19 protein-coding genes and 1 pseudogene are annotated in these 21,139 nt (G+C 67.5%); 16 read left to right on the forward strand and 4 right to left on the reverse strand.

What is annotated here, in order from left to right:
* Positions 1 to 246 precede the first annotated feature (246 nt).
* Positions 247 to 732 carry a GNAT family N-acetyltransferase gene (locus ASG32_RS32855; RefSeq protein ID WP_199866150.1) on the forward strand — a complete coding sequence of 162 codons (486 nt, stop codon included), beginning with the start codon at positions 247 to 249 and terminating at the stop codon, positions 730 to 732.
* 16 nt (positions 733 to 748) lie between these two features.
* Here the strand turns inward: ASG32_RS32855 and ASG32_RS32860 are convergent, their stop codons facing one another.
* Together ASG32_RS32860 and ASG32_RS23475 are read right to left on the reverse strand one after the other, a co-directional pair.
* Positions 749 to 1,507 (reverse strand): alpha/beta hydrolase, encoded by a 759-nt coding sequence (locus tag ASG32_RS32860; RefSeq protein WP_244492150.1) that lies wholly within the window; start codon positions 1,505 to 1,507, stop codon positions 749 to 751.
* 138 nt (positions 1,508 to 1,645) lie between these two features.
* Entirely contained in the window at positions 1,646 to 3,175 is a 1,530-nt protein-coding gene (locus ASG32_RS23475) for an ABC-F family ATP-binding cassette domain-containing protein (protein ID WP_056531308.1), read from the reverse strand.
* A 903-nt stretch (positions 3,176 to 4,078) separates the two neighbouring features.
* Here ASG32_RS23475 and ASG32_RS23480 point away from each other — a divergent pair.
* From ASG32_RS23480 to ASG32_RS23505, 6 genes are read left to right on the forward strand one after another with little or no spacing between them, the layout of a single operon-like run.
* Positions 4,079 to 4,915: a 3-oxoacyl-[acyl-carrier-protein] synthase III C-terminal domain-containing protein gene (locus ASG32_RS23480; protein ID WP_199866151.1), complete on the forward strand. Its 837-nt coding sequence runs from the start codon at positions 4,079 to 4,081 to the stop codon at positions 4,913 to 4,915.
* The gene (locus ASG32_RS23485; RefSeq protein WP_056531313.1) at positions 4,912 to 5,892 is read left to right on the forward strand and encodes an NAD(P)-dependent oxidoreductase; all 981 of its coding nucleotides are present in this window, start codon (positions 4,912 to 4,914) and stop codon (positions 5,890 to 5,892) included. Before ASG32_RS23480 ends, ASG32_RS23485 begins: the two co-directional genes overlap by 4 nt.
* Positions 5,883 to 6,680, forward strand: coding sequence for an MBL fold metallo-hydrolase (locus ASG32_RS23490; protein WP_056531315.1), 798 nt, complete (start codon positions 5,883 to 5,885; stop codon positions 6,678 to 6,680). Before ASG32_RS23485 ends, ASG32_RS23490 begins: the two co-directional genes overlap by 10 nt.
* Entirely contained in the window at positions 6,677 to 7,966 is a 1,290-nt protein-coding gene (locus tag ASG32_RS23495; RefSeq protein ID WP_056531317.1) for a F390 synthetase-related protein, read from the forward strand. The genes ASG32_RS23490 and ASG32_RS23495 overlap by 4 nt, the downstream gene beginning before the upstream one ends.
* Complete coding sequence (locus ASG32_RS23500) at positions 7,963 to 9,171, forward strand: nucleotide disphospho-sugar-binding domain-containing protein (RefSeq protein WP_056531320.1); 1,209 nt, start codon at positions 7,963 to 7,965, stop codon at positions 9,169 to 9,171. The genes ASG32_RS23495 and ASG32_RS23500 overlap by 4 nt, the downstream gene beginning before the upstream one ends.
* Entirely contained in the window at positions 9,168 to 10,928 is a 1,761-nt protein-coding gene (locus ASG32_RS23505) for a carbamoyltransferase C-terminal domain-containing protein (RefSeq protein ID WP_056531322.1), read from the forward strand. Before ASG32_RS23500 ends, ASG32_RS23505 begins: the two co-directional genes overlap by 4 nt.
* Positions 10,929 to 11,168: 240 nt before the next feature.
* On the opposite strand, the gene ASG32_RS23510 is transcribed toward ASG32_RS23505, so the two are convergent.
* Positions 11,169 to 12,227, reverse strand: a complete 1,059-nt coding sequence (locus ASG32_RS23510) for an SDR family NAD(P)-dependent oxidoreductase (protein ID WP_082558022.1) — start codon at positions 12,225 to 12,227, stop codon at positions 11,169 to 11,171.
* Positions 12,228 to 12,362: 135 nt separating this feature from the next.
* On the opposite strand from ASG32_RS23510, the gene ASG32_RS23515 reads away from it, so the two are divergent.
* On the forward strand, positions 12,363 to 13,022 hold the full coding sequence (locus ASG32_RS23515) for a TetR family transcriptional regulator (protein ID WP_082558023.1): 660 nt from the start codon (positions 12,363 to 12,365) through the stop codon (positions 13,020 to 13,022).
* A 214-nt stretch (positions 13,023 to 13,236) separates the two neighbouring features.
* Complete coding sequence (locus ASG32_RS23520) at positions 13,237 to 14,739, forward strand: aldehyde dehydrogenase family protein (RefSeq protein WP_056531335.1); 1,503 nt, start codon at positions 13,237 to 13,239, stop codon at positions 14,737 to 14,739.
* Between the two features lie 36 nt (positions 14,740 to 14,775).
* Here ASG32_RS23520 and ASG32_RS23525 read toward each other — a convergent pair whose 3' ends face one another.
* Positions 14,776 to 15,798, reverse strand: a complete 1,023-nt coding sequence (locus tag ASG32_RS23525; protein ID WP_199866152.1) for a LysR family transcriptional regulator — start codon at positions 15,796 to 15,798, stop codon at positions 14,776 to 14,778.
* Positions 15,799 to 15,898: 100 nt separating this feature from the next.
* Here ASG32_RS23525 and ASG32_RS23530 point away from each other — a divergent pair, with 100 nt between their 5' ends.
* The 7 genes and pseudogenes from ASG32_RS23530 to ASG32_RS23560 form a co-directional block, all read left to right on the forward strand.
* The gene (locus tag ASG32_RS23530; RefSeq protein WP_107351993.1) at positions 15,899 to 16,786 is read left to right on the forward strand and encodes an alpha/beta hydrolase; all 888 of its coding nucleotides are present in this window, start codon (positions 15,899 to 15,901) and stop codon (positions 16,784 to 16,786) included.
* A 29-nt stretch (positions 16,787 to 16,815) separates the two neighbouring features.
* Entirely contained in the window at positions 16,816 to 17,640 is an 825-nt protein-coding gene (locus ASG32_RS23535; protein ID WP_056531326.1) for an alpha/beta hydrolase, read from the forward strand.
* Between the two features lie 30 nt (positions 17,641 to 17,670).
* Positions 17,671 to 18,639 (forward strand): MBL fold metallo-hydrolase, encoded by a 969-nt coding sequence (locus ASG32_RS23540; RefSeq protein WP_056531329.1) that lies wholly within the window; start codon positions 17,671 to 17,673, stop codon positions 18,637 to 18,639.
* Positions 18,640 to 18,721: 82 nt separating this feature from the next.
* Complete coding sequence (locus tag ASG32_RS23545) at positions 18,722 to 19,381, forward strand: pyridoxamine 5'-phosphate oxidase family protein (protein ID WP_082558024.1); 660 nt, start codon at positions 18,722 to 18,724, stop codon at positions 19,379 to 19,381.
* Positions 19,378 to 20,334 carry an MBL fold metallo-hydrolase gene (locus tag ASG32_RS23550; protein ID WP_056531331.1) on the forward strand — a complete coding sequence of 319 codons (957 nt, stop codon included), beginning with the start codon at positions 19,378 to 19,380 and terminating at the stop codon, positions 20,332 to 20,334. The genes ASG32_RS23545 and ASG32_RS23550 overlap by 4 nt, the downstream gene beginning before the upstream one ends.
* The gene (locus ASG32_RS23555; protein ID WP_056531333.1) at positions 20,321 to 20,659 is read left to right on the forward strand and encodes an SH3-like domain-containing protein; all 339 of its coding nucleotides are present in this window, start codon (positions 20,321 to 20,323) and stop codon (positions 20,657 to 20,659) included. The genes ASG32_RS23550 and ASG32_RS23555 overlap by 14 nt, the downstream gene beginning before the upstream one ends.
* Positions 20,656 to 21,039: pseudogene (locus tag ASG32_RS23560) on the forward strand (nitrile hydratase subunit alpha); the annotation flags it as partial. The gene ASG32_RS23555 and the pseudogene ASG32_RS23560, both read left to right, overlap by 4 nt.
* Positions 21,040 to 21,139 lie beyond the last annotated feature (100 nt).

Genomic DNA, 21,139 nt, shown 5'->3' on the forward strand with positions numbered 1-21,139 from the left:
GCGACGCCCAGCCCAAATCCCCATAGGCCCGCCCGCCATCCCGCGGGTTCGTTCATCCAAGACTTTCGTACGCCTCGCGGCGACCGAAACTCTTCAGGATTTTCGCCGGTCTCCTTTCGGGCGACAAAGCAGGGAAGCGGACGTGGCTGTTCTGCTCGCCTCCAACTCATAGCGGAACAGCCTCTCCGGCGGTAAGCTCCTACGATGAGCACCGAAGCGCGAGCCCGTTCCGTGGAGATTGTTCGCTTGACCAGCGCTGATGCGGCTGTCTTCCGCGAGCTACGACTCGAAGGATTACGTGATCATCCGGAGGCGTTTGGAGCATCCTGGGAGGATGAGGCGACGCAGTCGGAAGCACAGTTCTCATCCCGTTTGGATGACGCTGTAGTGTTCGGGGCACGCTCTGTAGATGGGATGCGACTCGATGGTATCGTGGGCGTCTATCGACCTGAGGCTGCTAAAACGAAGCATAAAGCAGTGATATGGGGAATGTATGTCCGACTGCGCGCTCGGCGCGCCGGCGTCGGGGCTATCTTATTGAAGACAGCAATAGACCACGCCTCATTGATGGTCGAGGAAGTCAATCTAACTGTTGGATTGGCGAATACATCCGCATTAAAACTTTACGAGTCGGCGGGCTTCAAAAGATACGGAGTTGAACAGCGCGCTTTGAAAGTTGGCGAGCAATATTATGACGAGATCTTGATGAGCTTGCTGTTGTCAAAGCGCTAAATTTCCGCTCCGGATCCTAAATGGTCGCCAGAGTTCGCCGCAGAAAAGTAATGAGCATGCGATGGTGTTCATTCTCAGGCTCGCCATGCGGGTTGTGATCTTGACCGATCAGCAGATGCACTTCCGGCGTGCGCGAGGCCTGCAGCAAGCGCGCTTCGAGCCGCTGTGTCATCGCAACCGACCACATTGTGTCCCGCGTGCCGTGGCTAAGAAACAGGGGCCCGGCATACCGCTCGATTTCAATCGGCGTGGTCGGGAGCAGAGTGTCGGACGACCCACGCCACGTCCATGCTCGCTCCGCTGGGTCCCAAGCCCGCCATCCGGGATCACCACTGTCCCGACAGCTTGCACCAACGAAAGCGCCGCAGATCACGTCGGGTGCAGCATGCGCAGCCACGGCGTCCGGCAAGCCGGGAACGCCGTCCAGAGCCATCAAAGAGGTGACGAGTAGGGCATGTTCGGCTCCGCGCGAGACGCCGTAGACGCCAACCTTGCCAGACAGGGGTAAAGCGTGAAGCTCAGCCAGAGCCTCGGCCGTCCGGTCAAGGGCGACATCTCGGATGTCGCCCGCGTTCCATACGTCGCCGCCTACCGAGTAGCCGAACGGGACGGCCAGGAAGCCATGAGCGGCTAGGATGGCAGCCGTCAGGTAGCTATAGCCTGACCACGCCCCCTCCGAGCCGTGCAGGACCATGACAGTGGGGAACGGCCCATCACCGGGCGGTCCGTAGGATTGCCCGAGGCCGGGTAGCACGCGGTTGACAACTTGCAGCATCAGCAACTGACCCTGACACTCCTAGCGTCCGCATGCTACCCCGAGCCGAAGCTGCCAGACGGCTGACGAGCGACCGCTTTAGAGAAGTGCTGATAGCGTCACCAGCGGCAGAGTTGGGTCGGATGCGGTCGGGCGAGCTCAGTCAACGGCATCCTCGCTCAAGGCGGCCTCGAAGAAAGCCTGTGGCGTCTCGACTTCCGTCAAACGGCCGCGTTCGATCTGCCAGAAGCGGTTGCCGACCCTCTCGGCAAAGCGACGGTCGTGTGAGACGAGAAGGCAGGCCGCGTCGCCCTTCATCATCTCAGCTTCCAGGGCCTCCTGGCCTTCGATGTCGAGGTGGTTCGTCGGTTCGTCGAGGATGTAGAGGTTCGGTTCCTGCAGCCGGAGGATCAGCATGGCAAGACGCGCAAGCTGACCACCCGACAGGATGCGGATGCTCCTATCCTGCCGCTCCACAGGAAAGCCGGCACCGGCAAGCAGCGCACGGATCCGCGCATCGCTGAGGCTGAAGCGCCGGGAGATCGCACCCGACACGGTCTCGCTCGGATCCAGATGGCTCAAGGTCTGGTCGCAGATGCCCGGCACGATCGAGGGGTTGCAGCGCAGGCCGTCCACCGGCGCTCCGTGCATTGCCCGGACGATCAAATCGAGAAGGCGCGATTTGCCGACGCCGTTGCGCCCCAGAACAACGACGCGCTCGCCAGGTTGCAGCCACTTGCGGCCGGTCCGGAAGAGCGCCTGCCCATCTGGCGTTGTGACCGTCAGATCATCGAAGGCCAGCAGCACCTTGGCGTCCGTGCCGGCTCCCTGAAGGCGGATGCGACCTGCCGAGACAGTGGCAGCCGGGGCCCGGGCCGCCGCCTCGATCCGTTCGGCCCTGTCCCGAAGCTGGCGCGTCTTGATCGTCAGGAGATCGGATCCTGAGTTGACGCCGATATTGTGAAGCTTCGCCGCTTGGCGTCGGAGTTGGGCCACTTGGCGAAGGTCGCTCTCGTGTCGTCGTGCGTCGGCGGCATCGGCCTCCAGCAGCGCGGCACGAGCTGATGAGTAGGAGAGCGCGTAGCTCATCGACGTTTCACGCCGCAGGAATAGCGTGCGGCTGGTCACAGCGTCGAGAAAGGCTCGGTCATGGCTGGCGACGACAAGGGCGACGTCCTTGGAAAACGCCGCGATCCAGCGTTGAAGCTGACCGATGCGAGCGAGATCGAGATGGTTCGTCGGCTCGTCCAGGAGAAAGATGTCGGGTTCGGTGACTGCGGCGCGGGCTAGGAGGACGAGGCGCTGCCAGCCGCCGCTGAGGGCGTGAAGCGGCCGATCACGACTCTCGAGCGGGACCGCCAGAGCATCGAGGGCGATCTCGGCACGCCATGCCTCCCAATCACGGCTTTCGGCCGGAAGGGCAGACAGAACGACGTCGGACACTGCCATAGAAAGGAGGTCGCCGTCGGGGTTCTGCTGCATCAGCGCGACACGCAGGTTGCGGGCGAAGCGACAAGCGCCTTCCGTCGGCTCCAGCTCTTCGGCGAGGCAGGCGAGGAGGCTCGACTTCCCCTGGCCATTCGGGGCCACAAGACCGAGGCGGTCGCCCTTGTGAATGGTAAGATCGAGGTTGGAAAAGAGAGGTGCACCCAGCACGAGGCCGAGCTTGTCGAGGGTGATCAGGGACATTGGGGTCGTCTTCCGAGGCGCCGGCAGGACGCGAGGGTCCAGGCACGGGCACAGGCTCCGAGAGGGGCCGATCGGGAAGACGGACGCTTTGCGTCGCTTGCCTAGATCAGCCCTGCGAACGCATCCGCAGGGCGTAGACCGGGCCACGTTGGCGGTGATGCTGGAAATACGTCACGCAGCCCTCCTCGTGTCCCGAGTTGAAGACACAAGGCGGATATCCCAATCGCGCTCCGTCAGCAAGTTGCGGGCTCTGATTGCACAGGCGGCAGATCAAGACGTGGCCGCGTCGGAGAGACGCCGGCGGCGGCCTAGGCGGCAGGGTTGGGTCGGTGGCGGGCCGTCCGCTCAGCAGTTTGCTGCCCGACGGCTTGTGAACAGCAGATGCCTTGACGGGAAAATCGCCCCTAGACTGCTCACACCCCGCTGTTCGGTGTGCTGCGGACTTGCGACCTGCCACCGCAGTTTATGCATGTTAACTTGGCGAAGTCTCAGCATGAACTGCCCCGCGCTCGCCTCCTCACCTTCCGGCAACTGCGGCTCATTCCATTCTAGCTGATCCTCTCAATCAGTTCTGTCCAAAGACAGCCCGTCAGGGTCAAGGGTTGTCAGCCACATCCCTCAACAGCCAAGCTGCACCATCCGTTTGAGTCGATGCACTAGGTGACTTCACCGGAGCCTCCGGATCGTCCAATTCCAGGTCTTTAGCCCAGGGAACGGGCATATCGACGGGTAGGCGGGGGCGGGATGACGCCTTTCAGGATAGCGGGTTGGGGGGCGTATCGCCCTCGGGACAACCGGGCCTCGTCCGAGCTCGACGCAGTGTTCGGGCGTGAGGCGGGGTGGACTGAGCGCGAGTTTGGCATCCGCACTCGCGGTGTCGCCGCCTCCGACGAGACGAGCTCAATGATGGGTGCCGCGGCGGCCCAGGCCGCCCTCGACCGCGCGGGCTGGGGGCGCGGCGAGTTCGACGTCCTCATCGGCGCATGCGGGGTGATGGAGCAGCCCATCCCGTCCACCTCAGCTCTGATCCAACGCAGGCTCGGCCTCGGCGCCTCGGGCATCCCTGCCTTCGACGTCAACCAGACCTGCTTGTCCTTCGTCACCGCGCTCGACCTCGCCGCGATGGGCTTCCGCGCGGGGCGATGGCGCAGGGCCCTACTGGTTTCGAGCGACATCGCCTCGGCCGGCCTGGACACTTCCGTGCCCAAGACCGCATCCATTTTCGGGGATGGCGCCGCAGCGGTTGCCGTCGAGGCGACCGACACGCCTGACGGCCCAGGCCTTCTCTCTAGTCGGTTCGAGACCTACGGCGACGGCAGCGACCTCGCCACACTCCGCTCAGGCGGCACGCGTGTCCGGGTCGAGGAGGGCTACGAGGCCATCATCGAGGGGGCGCGCTTCCGCATGGACCCATTCGGCATCTTCAAGGCCGCCGCGCGGCACCTGCCACGCCTCATCGAGCACGTGCTGGGCGAGGCCGGGCTCGACCACGACGCCGTCGACCACGTCGTCTGCCACCAGGCCAGCGCCGCCGGCGTCGCGCTGGCCAAGCGCATCTTCGCGCCCGCCTCGGACCGGGTTGTGGACATCTTCCCCTACACCGGCAACCAGATCGCGGCCTCCATCCCGACCGCCCTCGTCCACGTCCTCGAAGGCAAGGACCGGTGCGATGGGCGCATCGCCCTGCTGGTCGGGACGGCTGCCGGCATCAGCGCCGGGGCGATGGTTCTGCGGCTATGAGGCTCGCCATCACCGGCGCGACCGGCTTCCTGGGGGCGAACCTCTGCGCCAATGCCGACGCGGCGGGCCACAAGGTTTCGGCGGCGCTGGGCACCGACCCGACGAGGGGCGCAAAGCTCGCCGCGCAGGGGGTGCCCTTCGTTGCCGCCCACCTTGCCGATGTCGACGCCATGGCACGGGCGTTTCGTGGCGCTGATGCGGTCGCCCATTGCGCGGCTCGCTCGACGGCCTGGGGGTCTCGGGCGGCCTTCGAGGCGGACAATGTGGCCGGTACGGCGAACGTCGTCGCAGCGTGCCGCCGCGCCGGCGTCCCCCGCCTCCTCCACATCTCCTCCGCCAGCGTCTACTTCGAACTCGCGGACAGGGAGGACGTGCGCGAGGACTCGCGCCTGCCCAGCCCGTTCAACGAGTACGCCCGGTCCAAGGTCCTCTCGGAGGCCAAGGCGCTACAGTTCGAAGGCGACGTGGCGATCTTGCGCCCGCGCGGGATCTTCGGACCCGGGGACCCAACGCTAGTGCCACGTCTTGCCCGGGCCGCCCGCCGCGGGCGGCTTCCCCTCCTCAGGGGCGGGACGGCCCGCGCCAGCCTGACACACGTCGACGCGGTGTCCTCGGCCATACTCGCTGCCGCAACCGCGCCGGCGCCGCTGCGAGCCACGTACAACGTCGCCCACGTGGAGGCCGCGGTTGTCCGCGACCTCGTCGAGCGGGTCATGGCGGCGCTCGGCAGACCCTTCACTTGGCGACGCATCCCGATGCCCGTCGCGCTCGCCGCGGCCCGCGCCTCAGAGACCGCCGCCGCCGTGCTGGGCGGCCGCGAGCCGGCCGCGACCCCTTACGCTTTGGGCCTGCTCGCCCACACCCATACCCTCGACACCCGAGCGATCCGCGAGGATCTCGGGTGGACGTCGCCCCTGACGCTGGAGGAGGGTCTCTGCGAGACCATGGCATGGCTGGAGGCGCACCGGTGTCCCTGAGCTTCCACGTCTCCGCCACGGTGCGAGCCCCGGCACGGTTCGTCGACCGTAGCGCGCCCCCCGGCAAGGTCGACTTCCCCGTGCGCTACGGGCTGCTCCTGCACCCGCGGCACGGGCCCATCCTCGTCGACACCGGCTACTCGCGCGAACTCTGGGCGCTTCAGGGATTTCAGGCCGCCCTGTACCGCCGGCTGCTCGCGCCGACGCTACGGCCTGAGGGCGACGTCGAGGCCACTCTCGCCCGGCACGGCCTGCGCGCGGGCGACGTCCGGCACGTGATCATAACCCATCTGCACCCCGACCACGCCTGCGCCCTCAGGCGTTTCCCGCGGGCCCGCGTCCACGCCTCGCGTCCGGCCCTCGCGCAGTGGGCGGCGCCGCCGGGGTTGCTCGACGGCGCCCACGGCCTGCTGCGGGGCCTCCTGCCCAACTTGGCGGTGGTCGACGCGGCTCCCTTCGAGGACGTCCCGGGCGTTCTGTTGCCCTGGGGCGGGCGCGGGCGCGACCTGCTGGGCGACGGCTCCGTCGTCTCCGTTGCGCTGCCAGGCCACATGCCGGGCCATTCCGGGATCATGTTCGCCGGCGACGCGCCGCTGTTCTACGCCGTAGACGTAGCATGGACCCGCGCCGGGTACCGGCGGGACGAGGACCCGCCGTACCCTGCGCGCCTCGCCGTCGCCGACCTCCCCACGGCCCGAGCGAGCGCCGCGCTGGTGCGCCGCGCGGAGGAAACCGGCGTCCGGGTGGCGCTCTGCCACGACCCCGAAACGCTGCCGGAGGACGCGTGAGCGCCGATGCCCTCCGCGCCCTCTGGTCGCTCCTATGCACGCGCGCGACGCTACGGCGGCTGGGCACGCGCGCCGACGTCGAGCGGCTCCAGGTGCGGCGTCTGAACCGGCAGCTCGCTCTGATGGCGCGCACCATCCCCTTCTACGCCCCCTACGCGGGCAGGCCGCTCGCGGAGTGGCCGGTCGTCGACAAGGCGTCCGCGCTCGCCGCCTTTGGCCGGATGAATGCCCATGGCGTCACCGCCGAGGCGGCTTGGACGGCGGCCGAGGCCGGCCTGCGGGAGGGCAATGGCTCGGGCCGGATCGGTCGGCTCACGGTCGGGACGAGCACGGGCACCTCGGGCAACCGGGGTCTATTCCTCGTCTCGCCGGCCGAGCGCGCGCGCTGGCTGGGCGCAATCCTGGCCAAGGCGCTCCCGGACTTCCCTCGTCGCCCGCACCGGGTGCTGGTGATGCTGGCCACCGCCAACGAGCTGTACGACACGGCGGCGCGGGGCCGCCGGCTGGCCTTCCGCTTCATCGACGTCCGCGGGGGCGTGGCGCCCCATCGGGCCGAGATCGAGCGGTTCGCACCGGACGTCGTGGTCGCCCCGCCCAAAGCCCTGCGCGCGATGGCCGAGGAGGGGTTCGCCATCGCTCCCTCCCTGACCTTCTCGGGCGGAGAGGTGATGGACCCATCCGATGCCCTCGCCGTGGCAGCCCGGTACGGGCGGACGCCGGGCCAGATCTACCAAGCCACGGAGGGCTTCCTCGGCGTCTCGTGCTCTCACGGTACCCTCCACCTCAACGAGGACACGATGCTCTTCGAGTTCGAGGAGGTCGCGCCCGGCCACGTGACCCCCATCATTACGGACCTCCTGCGGGCTTCGCAGGCGATGGTGCGCTACCGGCTCAACGACGTGCTCGTGCTCGGCGGGCCATGCCCTTGCGGCTCGCCGCTGCGCACTGTCGCGCGAGTCGAGGGGCGGGCCGACGACGTCCTGTCGCTGCCCTCCGCGTCGGGGAAGGGCCCACGCGTCGCAGTGATGCCCGAGGCCGTGCGCTGCGCCGTCATGGACGCCGACCGCTCGCTTGCCGACTTCCGCGCCGTGCAGACGGGGCCGTCCACCGTTTTGGTCCGCGTCCCCGACGGCACGCCCCCGGACACGGCCGGCCGGGTTCGCGCGTCGCTGGAGGCCGCCCTCGCCAGCCTGGGCGCCCGCGTAGAGGTCGAAATGGCGACAGGCATCGAGACCCGCTTCGACCGCAAGCTGCGGCGTGTGGCGCGTGCCTGGCAGCCGGCATGATCGTCGTCTTCACCACGCCGGCCATGGGGCACCTAAAGCCCATGCTGCCCGTCCTGCGCGGCCTGTGCCGATCCGGCGTACGGGTTGTCTGCTATGGGCACCTCTCATTCGAGACTGTCATCCGAAGCTCCGGCGCGGGTTTCCTGCCCTACCCGGAAGTCCGCTACGACGTCGAACGGCCGGACTTCAACTTGGTGCGGATGGCCGCCGACATCATCGACGCCTCCGATGCCATCGCCGACGCCGTCCTGCCGCAGGTGCGGGCGATGGCACCACGGCTGATCCTGCAGGACTCCCTCGCCCTGTGGGGTGGCCGGGTCGGAACGGCGCTGGGCATCCCCCGCGTCCACACGGTCACGACCATCCTGTTCAACCGGGAGACGGTGCGAGCGATGTGCCGCGAGGACGGCCCGGCCAAGCTCACCCGGGACGCACTGTCGGGCGCTCTGCCTCTGGCGCGCGCTCTCGCCCGGTCGCGGTTCGCCGTCACGCCCGCCGAGGCGTTTGGGCTGCCAGGGGCATGGCGGCGCCTCGCGCCGCCCACGATGGAGGTCGTCCTCAATTTGCGGGAGGTCCAAGAGGGCGTGGTCAGCGACGGCGTGCGCCGCTGCTTTGTCGGGCCGACCATGGACGAGGCGCCGGCGACGGGGTCCTCGGGTTTGCCGCCGGGGTACGTATTGGTCACCTTCGGTACCCTGTCGAATACCTCGGGAGGCCGCTTCGAGGCCGCCATGCGCGGGGCCATGGCGGTGGGCCTGCCCGTCGTCGCCCTGTGTGGCGGCAAGGTCGACCAGGAGCGTCTCCGGGAAGTCGCCGCCTCGCTGGAGGCTGCCCATCCCGGGCTGTGGGCGGGCGTCGTCGGACGGGTACCCGAGATCGAGCCCGTAATCCGCGACGCGGCCGCCGTCGTCCACCACGCCGGGACCGGGTCTGCCTGGGAGGCCGCGCGGTTCCGCAAGCCGGCGTTGTTCGTGCCGACCATCGCCGACCAGATGGTGTTCGCCACGCGGCTGGAGCGCCTAGGCATTGGGTGGCGCCTTCCCCGAGGGTCGGAGACGGACGACTCCGCCGTGGCTCGGGGCCTCGACGCCATCCTGTCCCTCGACCCCGACTGGGAGGCGCTTGAAAGCATGCAGGCCCGGGCGGGCGGGACGGCGCGCGCCGTCGGCCTCCTCCTCGACACGATGAGAGAGGCGGGACGGTGACGGTCTTCCTCGGGTTCTCCTGCTCCCAACACGACCCGTCCGTGGCGGCCGTCGACGAGGACGGCGTGGTCCTGTTCGCGGAGGCCAACGAGCGGCCTCTGAAGAACAAGCGCGGCTGGCACGCGCCGCCGGACGCCTTCGGGGTCGTGGACGCCCTTCTCGACCGCTACGCCGGCAACGGGCTCGTCGATGCGAGCCTCACGTGGTCGCGCAAGGCGCTTGCCTCCTCGCCTTACCTCTCCCGGATCGCCCGCCTCGCCATAAGCGGATACGAACGCGTTCGGCCGGCGGGGCGGGAGGCCGACCTCTGGCGGGCCTGGACACTGCGCCACGCCCTCTACCGGGCCCCGACCTCCGCCGACGACCTGCTACTCAACCTAGAACTCCGGCTGCGCCAGCGGCGCGGGTTCCGGGAGCGCCCCGTCCGCAGGGCCTGGGACCATCATCTCTGCCACGGCGTGACGGCCTGCCTGTCCAGCCCATTCGACGAGGCGCTGTGCGTCGTGATGGATGGCATGGGCGAGGGGTCGAGCACCTCGGTCTACCGCTTCCGCGGCGACCGCCTGGAACGCCTCGACCGTCCGGCCCTGACCAACCTCGCGAGCCTCGGCCAGCTGTTCAGCCAGGCCTGCTATGCGGCCGGCTTCGACCCGGAGGCCGGCGAGGAGTGGAAGCTGATGGGCTTGGCCGCCTACGGCTCTCTCGACGAGGATCTCTACCGCGACCTGCGCGGGGCGCTCGCCGTCGACGACGGGCGGCTACGCGCGATGCGCGGGTACGCCCCAGCCATGGAGCGACTGCTGCCCCTGCGCGGCCGGGGCCACATGGCGAACGCGAACCTCGCGCACACCGCGCAGAAGGTGTTCGAGGACATCCTCATGGATTTCCTCGGGCGGGCACACCAGCGCTGGGGCGGGGAGCACCTTGTACTCACGGGCGGCTGCGCGCTGAACTCAAGTGCCGTCGGCAAGGTACTCCGCGCGACGCCGTTCCGGCACCTGCACGTGCCGATGGCGCCGGGCGACGACGGCAACTCGGTCGGCGCGGCGCTCCTGGGCTGGCGCGCCGCGAACCCAGGCCGCACGCCGCCGCGGTTCGTCTCCCCTTACCTCGGCTCGGAGATCTCCAGGGACGCGGTGGCCCGCCTCGCCCGGTTCGGCATCGCCCCACGGCCCGTCCCCGGCGGCGAGGCTGGTCTTGCCGAGGCGGTGGCCGCCGACCTCGCAGCCGGGCGCATCGTCGCCGTGGCCCGGGGGCGGGCAGAGTTCGGGCATAGGGCGCTCGGCGCTCGCTCGATCCTGGCCGACCCGCGCGAGGCCGCCATGCGCGACCGCATCAACGCCTCGGTCAAATTCCGGGAGGAGTTCCGGCCCCTCGCCCCAAGCATCCTGCACGAGCACGGCCCGGACTATTTCGAGGACTACGTGGCGAGCCCGTACATGGAGCGGGCCCTGCGATGGCGACCCGGCCGCGCACCCGAGGGTGTGCGCCACCGTGACGGCACAGGCCGCCTACAGAGCGTGGGGCCGTGGTCCGACCCCTTCCTCCGAGCCGTCATCCGGTCGTTCCACGCGGCCACCGGCGTGCCAATAGTTCTCAACACGAGCTTCAACGTCATGGGCAGGCCGATGGTGCACGACGTCGAGGACGCCGTCGGCGTGTTCCTGACATCCGACATCGATGTTCTTGTTCTGGGGGATGCACTGTTCCGCAAGGAGGCCGACCGCCCAGGTGTCCCGGGAAGGGGCTCCCGGTGAGCGCGTTGCGGCGTTCTGGTCCGCGAGGGCGGCAATTTCATTGGCGTCTACCTCATCTCTTGGCTCATGCGGGAGGGCTGACGAACGGCTCCTTGGAGAAGCGCCGACAAGGCGGCGGCTGGGTTGGGTCGACAGGAGGACAGTCGATTTCGGGACGGCCTTCTCTGAAGCGGGCCGGCGGCTGTCAGCCAAGTCCAGCCCCGCGGGCATGTGTCTTTGAATGACCGGGTTGGGTGGATTTCAGCCTGGCCGCTTCGAGACGCCAGATTCCAAAGGCAGACATGCTATGTTCGCCTTCAGCGTCTGGCCCGAAGCCGCCTGGATGCGATGGCAGAAACGCTCGCCGACCAAGTCTTCGCTTTTCGACCAGAGCGCCCGCGCGCGTTCGGGATCCAGCGCGTAGGAGCGCACGCCCTCGCTCACCGGAGTGATCAACCCGTCGGTGATCTCGGACACGTGGCAGTTCTCGCAATAGCGGCCGCCGACTGCCTCTGCCCGCGCCACGAAGGCCGCCCAAACCGACGTGGCAGCCCCCTGGGGGATGGTCTTCCAAGCAAAAGCCGGCTTGCCGGCCGCAGCGAGGTCGGCGTTGATCCGCTCGACCCTCTCGGCCATAGCGCCCTGGCCCACATGCCGGCCGAGCTCGGTCTGGATGCCGCCGGGGTGCAGGGCCGTCGCCCGCACGCCGCGCGTCCTGTGTCGCCGGTCGAACTCCAACGCGAACTGGATGTTGGCCGTCTTCGAGCGCCCGTACGCGACCATCGGGTCGTAGGGCGTACGCGCGAAGCCCGGGTCGTCTAGATCCGGTTCCGCGTAGCGATGACCGGCCGAGGCGACCATGACCAGCCGGCCACCGTCCCGGATCAAGGACGCTATCCGGTTCACGAGGACGAAGTGGCCGAGGTGGTTCGTGCCGAACTGCGTCTCGAAGCCGTCGGCCGTGCGACCCAGTGGCGTGGCCATGACGCCGGCGTTGGCGATGACGACGTCGAATGGCCTGCCGTCCACCAGTAGCGCGTCGGCGCAGGCACGGACGCTCGCCAGCGAGGCGAGGTCGAGCGCGACCAGTTCGAGGCTTCCACCATGCGCCGCCTGATCGCGGACCACGGCAGTCGCCTTCTCGGCCTTGGCGAGATCCCGCGCCGTCCCAACGACCTGCGCCCCGTGCGCGGCGAGGGCGCGGGCCGTCTCCGCGCCAAGCCCAGCCGACACGCCGGTGACGAGCACGCGCTTTCCGTTGAGTTCGACGCCCGCGAGCACCTCGTCGGTGGTCGAGGTCGCCCCGAATGATGCGGCCATGTTGCTCTCCATGTCAGTGGACACACCTCGCCCGTCGCCCGCGAAGCCATTGTTCGCCGGCCTCCGAGTTGATAAGAGGAGGCTGCCTCCGTTTAAATACGGAGGGATCCTCCGTTTAGCAAGAGGGGGCCGCCCGTGGACGAAGAGGAGCCTCGTCCGACATCCCGCAGGCCGCGTGCCGACGCCCAGCGCAATCGCGCCCGGCTACTCGAAAAGGCCAAGGCGATCTTCGCCGAGAAGGGCGCGGCCGCAGGCCTAGAGGAGATCGCGAGCGCGGCAGGCGTGGGTGTCGGCACGCTCTATCGCCATTTCCCGACCCGCGACGCCCTGATCGAGGCGGTCTACAGGAATGAGACGGCCCATCTCGCCGAGGCCGCGGAGCGGCTCACAGCCACCCGTTCCCCAACTGATGCTTTACGGGAATGGATGCTGGTGTTCGTCGACTACATGGCGACCAAGCAAGGCATGTCGGAGGCACTCAATGCGATGACGGACGGACCGGCCGGCCTATATGCCGCGTCCGGCGCCCAGATTAAGCAGTCCATGGCCATGTTGTGCGACCGCGCGGTCGCCGCCGGCGAGATCCAACTCGGCATGGAGCCGCTCGACCTGCTGCGAGCGGTGGCCAGCGTAGCCAACATCAGCTCCGGCCCGGACCGGAGGCAGTCGGCCATGCGTCTCGTCGATATCCTGATCACGGGTCTCGAACAGTCCGGTCGCGACGAAGCGGGACGCTCGATTGCGGCTCGCGCCAAAGGCGCGTCCCGTCAGCAATCTCGCCGTTCAAAGCCATGAGCGCGCTGGTCTCGGCGAGACGTTTGCTGCAGTTGGGTCACCGCCTTCCGGGCAGGGTGAGGCCGGCGCTGTGCTCAACCCGCCGGCCGGATCCCCTCGGATCGGACGAGAGGCCCCCGGCGCGTCGAGCGTCGGCGCACCGCTCGATTGGGAGGTTGCTTTCCACGACGGCACGACTTGGTTTCCACACCGAGTTCGCCCTATGCCCGCTCCCATGACGACCACCATCGAGCGCCTCGTATCGGGAACGCCTGTGCCTTTCGGCGGGGACCGCGTGACCGTGGTCACGCCGGAGCTCGCGGAGGCCTTCCAGCCCGGTGACCATCTGCTGGTCCTACAGGAGACCGGAGACCTCCTGCATATCCCCGCGGCTCAGATCGCAGTGGCGGCCGCCGCGGTGGACCGTGCGCATGCCGCCTTCATGGCGATGTCGGCCGTACCGGATCAGGCGATTGAGCGGTTCTTCGACCGTTTCGCCGCGCTTCTCGATGACCCTTCGGCTTGGAGTGCCATCGCCGAGGCGAACCGGCAGGATGTCGAGCGCGCCCAGGGCAGTGGCCGATCGACGACCCGCCTCGTCGCCACGGACCGGATGCGGCAGGATATGATCGCCGGCCTGCGGGCTTGGCGTGACAGCGAAACCTTGCGCGGTCGCGTCGTCGAACGCATCGTCCATCCCGGCTGGGCCATCGAGCAGGTGGCGGCACCGCTCGGGGTGGTCGGCTTCGTCTTCGAGGGACGCCCGAACGTGCTCGCCGATGCAGCGGGCGTCCTGCGGAGCGGCAACACGGCCGTCTTCCGCATCGGCAGCGACGCGCTCGGCACCGCACAGGCCATCATGCAGCACGCCCTCATGCCCGCGCTTGATGAGGCCGGCCTCCCGCCCGGAGCCATCTCGCTCGTCCAGAGCCCGGAACGCTCGACAGGCTGGGCGCTCTTCGCGGACCGCCGGCTCTCGCTGGCGGTGGCGCGAGGCTCGGGTCAGGCCGTAGCTCAGCTCGGAAGCGTCGCCCGGCAGTCTGGGACGGCGGTCAGCCTGCACGGAACCGGGGGCGCTTGGATGGTAGCCGACCTCGATGCGGATGCGGAGCGCTTCTCCGCGGCCGTCGAAGCTTCGTTGGACCGAAAGGTCTGCAACACGCTGAACGTGTGCTGCATCCATCGCGCCCGGGTGGCGGATCTCGTACCGCGCTTCCTGGCGGCACTTGAATCCGCCGGCCAGGCACGCGGCTTCGGTTGCAAGCTTCATGTGGTGGCAGGCGACGAAACCGTCCTGCCGGACGCCTGGCGCAGTGCCGCCGTCCGGGTCCGGCGCGCCGAAGGCGAACGCACCGAACCGCTGACGGAGATCCAATCCGAGGATGATCTCGGCAGCGAGTGGGAATGGGAAGACACGCCCGAGGTCAGCCTGAAGATCGTGGATGATCTCGATCACGCGGTAGCGCTGTTCAATCGCCTCAGCCCGCGTTTCGCCGCGTCGTTGATCAGTCAGGACCCGGAGGCGCATCGACGCTTCTACGACACGGTGAACGCGCCCTTCGTGGGCGACGGGTTCACCCGATGGGTCGACGGGCAATACGCCCTGAACCAGCCCGAACTCGGGCTGTCCAACTGGCAGAGCGGCCGTCTCCTCGCCCGGAGTGCCATCCTGTCCGGAAGCGGCGTTTTCACGCTGCGCAGCCGCGTCACGCAGGACGACCCGCGGTTGAGGCGGTGAATGAACGGCACGCCGCGAGATCCACGCATCGACCCATCACGGACTTCCCGACAGCCGGCTGGCGCCATCCCGGTTCGGCGTCGACCGCTGGCGCGAGACCTCGGCGTCGAGCCGTTCCCGGGAGGAACGTCCGAACTCGGGTTGCGGCGGGGTGCGGTCGAAGTCGGCCCTGAGGCGAACGGCGGCGAAGTCCATGAAGGTCCGCACTTTAGCGAGCGACAGCCGATCAGGTAGCGTGACCAGATGTACGGGCACGGGAGGCGGCTCGTCCTCGGGAAGCAGGACGACCAAGCTGCCGCCGAAGACTTCCTGCTGGATCTTGTAGGAGAAGATCCGGGCGATGCCTTCGCCGTCGACCGCCGCGCTGACGGCGGCCTCGTCGGTGTTGACCATCAGGCGCGGCTTGACCCGGACCGTGCGGGGAACCCTGCCTCCATCCAAGGGCGGGAAGCTCCATATATCCTCCGGGCTCGTGGGCTCGATGCCGATGAAGTCGTGCTGCGCCAGATCGGACAGGGACCTGATCGGCGGCCGGCTAGCCAGGTAGTCGGGCGATGCACACAGAACGCGGCGCACTTCGCCGATACGTACCGCTATCAAGTTGGAATCCTGCAGCGGGGCGATCCGGAGCGCGACGTCGATGCCCTCATCGAGAAGGCTCGTCATCCGATTGAGCAGCAGGTAGCGGACCTGCATCGCGGGATATGTCTTCAGGAACTCACCCACGACCGGGCGCAGGACCCGCGTCCCGAACATCACGGGGGCGGTGACGGTCAGCACGCCATGCGGGGCAGCCCGGTTTCCAGCGACAGCGAGGTCCGCATCATCCAGGTCCGTCAGCACCCTGCGGCAGACGGCGGCGTACTGCTCGCCGGCCTCGGTCAATTGCAGCCGTCGTGTCGTCCGGTGCAGGAGCTGAACTCCGACATGGCTCTCAAGGGCGGCGATGGCCCGCGTCACGGCGGCGGGCGAGCGATGGAGGCGTCGACCGGCGGATGCGAGGCTGCCTTCGTCGAGGGCGGTGACGAACACCCGCATCGCATCGAGACGGTCGATCATTGTTCCGCCCCGCGAAATCAAGGATTCCGCAGCTTAGGCATTCTGCGGTCGATCACAATACGCTAACCTCGATTGAGTGGTTCGATGCGAAGGGGGCTACGTGACTGATCCCGCCAGCATTCCGGTCACCCATTACCGCACCGCCAAGGTCGAGGACGTGAACGTCTTCTACCGGGAAGCGGGCCCGGCAGGCGCACCGGTCGTGTTGCTGTTGCACGGCTTCCCGACCTCGTCGCACATGTTCCGCAACCTGATCCCGCTCCTCGCGGACCGCTACCGCGTCATCGCACCCGACTATCCGGGCTTCGGCGGCAGCGATGCTCCCGATCACCGGACGTTCGCATACACGTTCGCGCACTACGCCGACCTCGTCGATGGGCTTCTCTCCCAACTGGGGGCGGACCGTTACGCGATGTACGTGATGGATTACGGTGCTCCGGTCGGATATCGGCTCGCCCTGAAGCATCCCGAACGTGTCAGCGCGCTGGTCGTCCAGAACGGCAACGCCTACGAGGAAGGCCTGAAGGAGTTCTGGGATCCCATCAAGGCCTACTGGCGCGAAGATACCGCGGAGCGGCGCAAGGCTCTTGCCTTCCTCGTCGCGCCGGAAACGACAAAGTTTCAGTACGTCGACGGCGTGGCCGACATCTCCCGGATTGATCCGGACAACTGGCTGCACGACCAAGTGCTGCTCGACAGGCCGGGCAACAGGGATATCCAGCTCGACCTATTCCGCGACTACGGCACCAACGTGCCGCTCTACCCGCAATTCCAAGCCTTCTTCCGCGCGCGCAAGCCGCCGACGTTGATCGTCTGGGGCCGGAACGACACCATCTTCCCGGCCGATGGCGCGCATCCGTACCTGAGGGACCTGCCCGAAGCTGAGCTGCATCTGCTCGACACCGGGCACTTCGCCCTCGAAGACAAGCTCGACGTCATGGCGCCCATCATCAGGGACTTCCTCGACCGTAAGGTCGGCGGCCGCTGAGGTGCGGATGGCACGCGAGGGGGCGGCGCATGGGCACGATCAAGGTTGAGGACGGCACCGAGATCTACTTCAAGGACTGGGGCGAGGGGCAACCCGTGGTCTTCAGCCACGGCTGGCCGCTCAGCGCCGACGCCTTCGAGGATCAGATGTTCTTCCTCGCCAGCCAGGGGTACCGCTGCATCGCGCATGACAGGCGGGGGCACGGCCGCTCCAGCCAGCCCTGGACCGGCAACGACCTCGATACCTATGCAGACGACCTCGCCGCGCTGGTACGGGCGCTCGACCTTCGACAGGTCGTGCATGTCGGCCACTCGACGGGAGGGGGCGAAGTCGCCCGCTACATCGGCAGGCACGGCACGGATCGGGTCGCGAAGGCCGTTCTGATCGGCGCCATCCCACCGCTGATGCTCAAGAGCGTCGACAATCCTGACGGGACGCCCATCGAGGCGTTCGATGCTCTCCGCTCGGCCGTGCAGGCTGACCGGTCGCGGTTCTGGAAGGATCTGAGCCTGCCGTTCTACGGCTACAACCGTCCCGGTGCAGCCATTTCGGAGGGCGTGCGCGAGGCGTTCTGGCTTCAAAGCATGATGGCAGGCTTCCCCGCTTCGTACTTCTGCATCAGGGCGTTCTCAGAAACGGACCTGACGCAAGATCTCACTCGCTTCGATGTTCCGACGCTGGTGCTTCATGGCGACGACGATCAGATCGTGCCGATTGACGCCTCGGCGCGACGGTCCTCGAAGATGATCAAGGCTGCGAAACTTCTGGTCTACGAGGGCGCCCCACACGGATTGTGCACCACCCACAAGGACCGCGTTAACGCGGATCTTCGCGACTTCCTGTCGGCGTCATAGCGGCCCGCCCGCCAGAAGGAGAGCCGTGTGATGCCGTCATCTCAGTTTCAGCTCTCCCATAGCGGCCTCTGCCTCTGTGGCACGCCGGATACGACATTCGGGGCGAACGGCACGTGGCTCTCCCCGAGGCAATCCTTCGCTAAAGCGCGCGGGATCGTCGAGACGATCAAATTCGAGGCGGCCAAGGCTACCATCAAGGTCCACCATCTCCGCGGCAACATCGCGGTCTTGGAGGGGTCTGGCGGCAACATCGCAGTCCGGGTGGGTCGCGCCGGCAAGGTCCTCGTCGATGCCGGTATCGCCGTGTCACGGCCGCAGGTCGCCTCAGCGCTCGCGACGCTCGGCCCCGAACCGGTCACGCATCTGATCAACACACATTGGCACTTCGATCACGCCGACGGGAACGCTTGGCTGCACGAGCTGTCTCCGACAATCATCGCCCATGAGAACACGCACCGGCACCTCTCGACCACGCAGCGCGTCGAGGACTGGGATTTCGACTTCGTGCCGCTTCCGGAAGCGGCACTACCGACCGAGGTGTTCGCAACAGATCACTGCCTGAGCCTCGACGGTACCACGCTGGCATTGCGCTACTATGGGCCCGCCCACACGGACAGCGACATCTCGGTTCACTTCGAGGAGCCCGACGTCCTGCATGTCGCCGACACGTACTGGAACGGCGTTTACCCCTTCATCGACTATTCGACCGGCGGCAGCATCGACGGGAGCATCCGTGCTGCGGAAGCCAATCTTGCCCAGGCGACCGAAAGCACCATCGTCATCCCCGGCCATGGCTTTCCAGTCAGCGACCGCGTGGGGCTGCAGCGGTTCCACGAGATGCTCGTCACGGTGCGGGACAAGGTCGCCGCGCTGAAGGCACAGGGAAGATCACTGGAAGAAATCGTGGCGGCGAGACCTACGGCAGCCTTCGACGAAGTCTGGGGCCAGTTCGTCATCACGCCATCGCTGTTCACCCGCCTGGTTCACGAAGGTGTCTGAGCGAGTACGGCCAAAATAAAATCCGAGTCGGCGACAGCGCCGGAGGATCCGAGCGAGGACGATTTCACGGGGAGGAGGCAGTATGGGCCGCAGGTACTCGGATATCGCCTTCACGCCGTCGGTGAGGGCGGTTCAAGAGGCGCAGGGAAGCCGTGATCTCTACGCGCGGTACGACGCGCTCGATGAGCCTGGCGCGCGGCTCGGTCCCGGCGAGCGCGCGTTCATCGCGGCACGCGACGGCTTCTACATCGCGACCGTCTCGCAGACCGGCTGGCCCTACGTGCAGTTCCGCGGCGGTCCGCCGGGCTTTCTGAGGGTCCTCGGCGAGGCTGACCTGGGGTTCGCCGACTACCGTGGCAATCGGCAGTACGTGACGACCGGAAACATCGCCGTCGACGACCGTGTCTCGCTGTTCCTGATGGACTATCCAAGCCGGCGCCGCCTGAAACTGTTCGGCCGCATGCGGGGCGTCGAGAGGCGCGACGCTTCCGAACAGGTCGACCGTCTCGCTCCGCCTGACTACCGGGCCGTGATCGAACGTGCATTTCTGATCAGGGTCGAGGCGTTCGATTGGAACTGCCCGCAACACATCACGCCGCGCTTTACCAGCGCTGAGATTGCCGACGACCCGGAGCTTCGCGACCGGATCTGTGCCGAGGCGCAGGGTCGAACAAGGCAGCCTGGATCGCCCGGAGCCAGCGCCAGCCACGTTCGTGCCCCGGGATCGGATACCGCGGCATGAGTGGGCAGGAAGACACTACGGACGGCTCGTCCGTGCACCCCGCAGCTACTCCCGCGCAGCGCGCCCACTCGGACGTGATGAGGCGAGCGCCTTATCGGTTCAGGCATGGCTCCTACGAAGTCACGGTCCTCAGCGATGGGCATCTGGTACTGCCCACGACACTGCTGGCCCCTGAAGCGCCGGCAGCAGACCGAAGCGCGGCATTGGAGATCGCCGGTCTCCGTTCCGAAAGCTACGAACCGGCGGCCAACATCCCCCTAATCCGCAGCGGCGAGGAGTTGATCCTGTTCGATACCGGCGGAGTGGGGTTCCAGCCGGGTCTCGGCCAACTCTCTCGGCACCTCGCGGCCTCGGGCATCGAAGCCGGCAGCATCACGAAGGTGGTCCTCACCCACGGTCACCCGGATCACATCTGGGGGACCGTCCTGGCAGACGGTGCTCTGCGCTTCCCCAATGCCACCTACTATGCCGGCGCAACCGAGTGGGACTTCTGGAACCGCGACGACGTCTGGACGAAGCTGCCTGACGCTCAGCGGCCGTTCGCGACCGGGGCCCGTCGCCAGTACGCAGCCGTACGCGACCGGGTTACGATGGTGCGCCCCGGAGACGAGGTGATCTCCGGGATCCACGCCATGGCGACCCCGGGCCACACGCCGGGCCACCTCTCCTTCGAGGTGGCCGGAGGAGACGGGCTGATAATTGCCGGCGACGTCGTCACGACGCCATCCGTGTTCTTCCCAAATCCCAGGTGGACGTTCGGCTTCGACGCCGACGACGGGCAGGCCATCGCCAGCCGCGAACGCCTGCTGGACCGCGCGGCGAGCGAGCACGCGATGCTTCTCGGCTATCACTGGCCCTATCCCGGCGTGGGTTTCGCCGAGCGGGACGGTGCTGGCTACCGCTACCTTTCAGAAGTTGCCGACCGAGCGGACGCCAGGGATGACAGCTACTGAGCGGGACCAGAGCATCGTATGGGCTTTGGGTGAGACGCCCAGCTTCAAAGTTGGCGAGCGTGTCAGGATCGCGAAGCGCTCTCCGGTCGGGCACTATCGCGTGCCGCTGTACCTGCGCGGTCGTGAAGGTGTGATCGAGAAGATCATCGAACCGGCCGGCATCGACAACGAGGAGGAAGCGTACGGGCGCAACGCCGGTTCGAGGCTGCACTACTACCGCGTCGCCTTCGCGATGGCGCAGCTCTGGCCCAGTTATGCGGCTTCGTCGCGCGACAGCCTGCACATCGAAGTGTTCGAGACCTGGCTTGAGAGGATGGGGGGATGAGCGCGCAGACGGACCCGCACGATAATCATCACGGGCATGATCACCCCCATGCGGAGATCATCCACGTGGGACGACCCAGCTACTACGAGACCATGGAGACCGCGGTGCGGGAACTCCTGATCGAGCATCGCCTCATCGGCGCGGACGAGATCCGGAGACAGATCGAAGTCCTCGACTCACGCAGCCCCGCTCTCGGCGCCAGGGTGGTCGCACGGGCGTGGGTTGATCCCGACTTCAAGGAACGTCTCCTCGCCGACGGCCGGGCCGCCTGCGAGGAGCTCGGCATCAGCTTCTACGACGACACCGGGCTTATCGCCCTGGAGAACACTGACCGGGTGCATAACCTGATCGTCTGCACGCTGTGTTCGTGCTATCCGCGGCTGACCTGCCCCCACGAGGTGGTCCGAGTTCAAAATTAGTGCAGGGTCGGCCTCTGCTCTACGGGTAGCTTGGCCGCCGGAGCCGGTCGGGCGAGCGCAG

The organism is Methylobacterium sp. Leaf361, assembly GCF_001424445.1.
Lineage (GTDB): Bacteria > Pseudomonadota > Alphaproteobacteria > Rhizobiales > Beijerinckiaceae > Methylobacterium.